At 62.8% G+C, this 3235-nt stretch carries 4 protein-coding genes; all 4 read right to left on the reverse strand.

Features of this window, described 5'->3' with window-relative positions:
• Window positions 1–102: 102 nt before the first annotated feature.
• A complete protein-coding gene (locus tag K3M35_RS24830) occupies window positions 103–303 on the reverse strand; it encodes a hypothetical protein (protein ID WP_220667183.1) in 201 nt (66 codons plus the stop codon).
• Between the two features lie 586 nt (window positions 304–889).
• Entirely contained in the window at window positions 890–1849 is a 960-nt protein-coding gene (locus K3M35_RS24835) for a DUF2637 domain-containing protein (protein WP_220667184.1), read from the reverse strand.
• A gap of 228 nt (window positions 1850–2077) precedes the next feature.
• Window positions 2078–2398 carry a hypothetical protein gene (locus K3M35_RS24840; RefSeq protein WP_006553234.1) on the reverse strand — a complete coding sequence of 107 codons (321 nt, stop codon included), beginning with the start codon at window positions 2396–2398 and terminating at the stop codon, window positions 2078–2080.
• Window positions 2395–3177 carry a ParA family protein gene (locus tag K3M35_RS24845; RefSeq protein ID WP_220667185.1) on the reverse strand — a complete coding sequence of 261 codons (783 nt, stop codon included), beginning with the start codon at window positions 3175–3177 and terminating at the stop codon, window positions 2395–2397. The genes K3M35_RS24840 and K3M35_RS24845 overlap by 4 nt, the downstream gene beginning before the upstream one ends.
• Window positions 3178–3235: the final 58 nt, after the last annotated feature.

The raw sequence follows: 3235 nt of genomic DNA on the forward strand, positions 1-3235 counted from the left end.
ACCGTGATGCTCCGTTCGAGAGTGCTGTGAAGGGTTCACTCGAAGATCACGCGGTGGCCGCTCCACGTCTACTACGACGAGGCCGGCAACCGCGTTACACCATCATCGGGGACTCAACTCCGCGAGGTCCTTGGCCGCGAACGTCAACTCTTGGGCATCATTCAAATACCGCGCATCCGTCGCCCACAGGGTGAGCGAGCAGGTGGTGGGAACCTCCCAACCGCGGAAATCGCGAGGTTCAAAGATTCCCATCAAACCCGCAGCCGTCGTGTAGTGATGCAACGTCTCCGGTATGGCGGCCATGCTCAAAGAGATTACGAGAAGTCTCCGACACGCTCTCTGCTCTATCCCGGTGGGTGCGCCCGAGATCGAAGGAGTGTCCTGTTTCCCGGGGGGCGATCCGCCCCGGACCCCCTTCGGATTGACCGATGCTGAGAGGCCGCACGAACTTGTCAGCGGGTCGACCTGGCGATACGTCACTCGATGTCAGCGGCAGACCGCACGGAATGTCAGTAGGTGCCTCAGGAGCTGTCGTACGGATACGCGGTGGCCATGGGGACAGCCACTGCGTGTCCCACCGATGGCGCTCTGGGAGCGTCAGCTTGCAGACCGCGGCGGACTCTCGAAGGAAGTGGCCTGTGCCGCCGAGACTGCCGCGACCAAAATACCCACCGGGCCCCGATACTGCTTCGCCCACAACAGGGAGAAAATCCTCAAGCGACCGAATGCGACGGCCGTCAATGAAGTACACGGCATCTCTCTTCGGCATTCCAGCTCCATCCTCATCGTCACCGCCCCGACCTTCCGCACAATCTGCCGGTCGCAGTACATAGGCGGCGGCGGACAGCGTTCTCCGCCGCCGCTTGGGGCAAGGTTCCGATACGGAGGTCTAGACGAGGGAGGGCTCTTTCACCGGATCAGCGGTCTCGATTGCAGGCAATGGCGGGACCAGAAACCCTTCGGTTTCGGCCGCCTGACAGAACTGCCGCCACCGCCGGCTGACGGTGGACTTGTCGATCTGCAATCGGTGAGCAACATCGATCTGCCGCAGTTGCGGGGACTTGATCATCATCGATGCCACGACTTGCACGGTCTCGTGGAACCCGGAGTCAGCGAGGAATCGAAGCAATCCCTCCTGGGTCTGCGCATATCCGTTGCGCGTGACGGACACCGCCGGTTGTCCCATTGTTGTCGGCTCGACAACCGAGTTGCAGGCGAAGGCGGGTGTTCCCGAAGCAGTTGCATCGCTCTGTTCGGTCACGGGCCCGCCCTGCAACGGTGCGTGCGCGGCGCTGTGAGGGGTTGCCAGACCGCCGTCAGCGGTTGCGCCGTCTCCGGGAGCACGAGGCTCGGGACGCACCGCGGTCCGAGGCGCGGTGGCAGAGACAGTCGAAGCGGGCGCCACGGTGTTGGTAAGCGCCGGAGTACCGGGAGAGGGTTGGTTGCGCTGGATCATCATCACGAACAAGTGGAACAACGCCAACCACAGCAGCGGGAAAATCGCGGCAAACAGCGCTCCGATCCAGGGAGCCTGCGGAACGAACCCGAGGTCCTCCCCTGCTGCAACTCGGGCAAGGTTGCGCTCAGCTGTCTGCCAGGCATGGAAGGCGTTGCCGACCACACTCAACAACACCGTCACCACGGCCAACGTGGCGCAGTACGCAAGGGTGTATCGGCCGCGGCCGGAGATGCGGAAGATGACATAGCCGGCGGTTGCAGCAGCTTGGGCAACGTCGATGGCAACCGGCGCCATCCATGCTCGTCCCGGTTGCACACCGACCTCGATCGCCAAGGCTCGAAGTGCATCAAACGACAGGATGAAGGACAGCGCTGCGATGAACAGGGTCATGGCGGCCACAGTCACCAACGCCAGTGTCATCTGTCGACTCACGGGCAGCTCGGTTCGCAACGCGGTTGCGGGCGGGGTTGTATCGTCGGGCATGACCGGATGGTGTCCTTCCTGACGGGGGGTAGTCCTGGTCAACGGTCCCCTTGCGGTTGCAGCCGCGTAGGGACCTGCACTGCGTGCGTCGCGGGCCTGCAACGCACGCAGTGCTGGGGGTCTCGTAGTGCTACGTCAGAGTCCGTGCTTGTCGAGATACTCCTGCAGCGCCTTGTCGGTAATCGACGCCTCGCTGATGGTTCGGTCTCCCGTCTCGTAGCGAAGTTTGTCCACTCCCCTACGCAGCCGCGCCTTGATGCTCGGACGGATTCGCGTGTTGTGCGTCGCCGACAGGCCCTCTGCCGGATCGGTGTCGCTTCCCGTCACTGACGGCGTGACCGAACGTGCAGGTACTGGGGTCGGCGCGGGCGTTGATTGCTCGATGCGCGTGGGGCGTTCGGGCAGTTCTTCGGCGGGGTGGGTCTTGCGGATCGCCGGCTGACGTTGTGCGGTCACGATGCACCTCCAGTGGTGAGAGACAGTTCGGCAAGAAGATCGCTGTAGGCGGTTTGAAGAGAAATCGCGCGACCACCTCGGAATTGATGGATCGGTGTCCGTGCGCTGTGCGCGTCCTGACGAGTCGCCAGTTCCGGAATGATCGTGCGGGCTACGAGATCGCCATAGACCTCCCGCAGCTCGGTCTCCCGGAAGTTGTGCTCGGCGGTGCCGCGGCGGCGGCTGAGAACGATCTTGTCGAAGTTGAGGCGAGGGTTGGCACGTTTGCGCACCGTACGGATGGTTTCGTCGAGGCGTTCGACGCCATGCACACTGTCGATCGTCGGTTCGGTGACAGCTACCACCCCGTCACAAGCGATGAGGACGGCGAACAGGACCTTGCCCAAGCTTGGTGGACAGTCGAACAGCACGACGTCGTAGGGACTCAGATCCAGGCCTTCGAAGGCGACATCGAGGCGGAAAACCAGGTCGTTTGAGCCATCGGACTCGATTTTGCCGAGCTCCTCGTCTGCGGGAATCAGGTCGACTCCGCCCCAGTCGGTCGCTATGACGGCATTTGCCGCGCCACCTTCGACGGTCTGGTTCATCAGGTGGTAGGTGGTGAGCATGTCGCCTTCGACGGTCACACCGAGGCCGTTGGTGGCATTGCCCTGAGAGTCGGCATCGACGACAAGGACCTTGCCCCCATTCGCTGACACAGCACTGGCCAGGCCGAGTGCTGTTGCAGTCTTGCCCACGCCGCCCTTCTGATTGGCAATGGCGATCTTGCGTGGTTGCATTGCGCACCTTTCAGTCGATGATCCGAGTCCGTGTTGCATCACGGCGCGTTTCTCGCGT

It is taken from the genome of Rhodococcus sp. DMU2021, assembly GCF_019641445.1.
GTDB lineage: Bacteria > Actinomycetota > Actinomycetes > Mycobacteriales > Mycobacteriaceae > Rhodococcus > Rhodococcus pyridinivorans.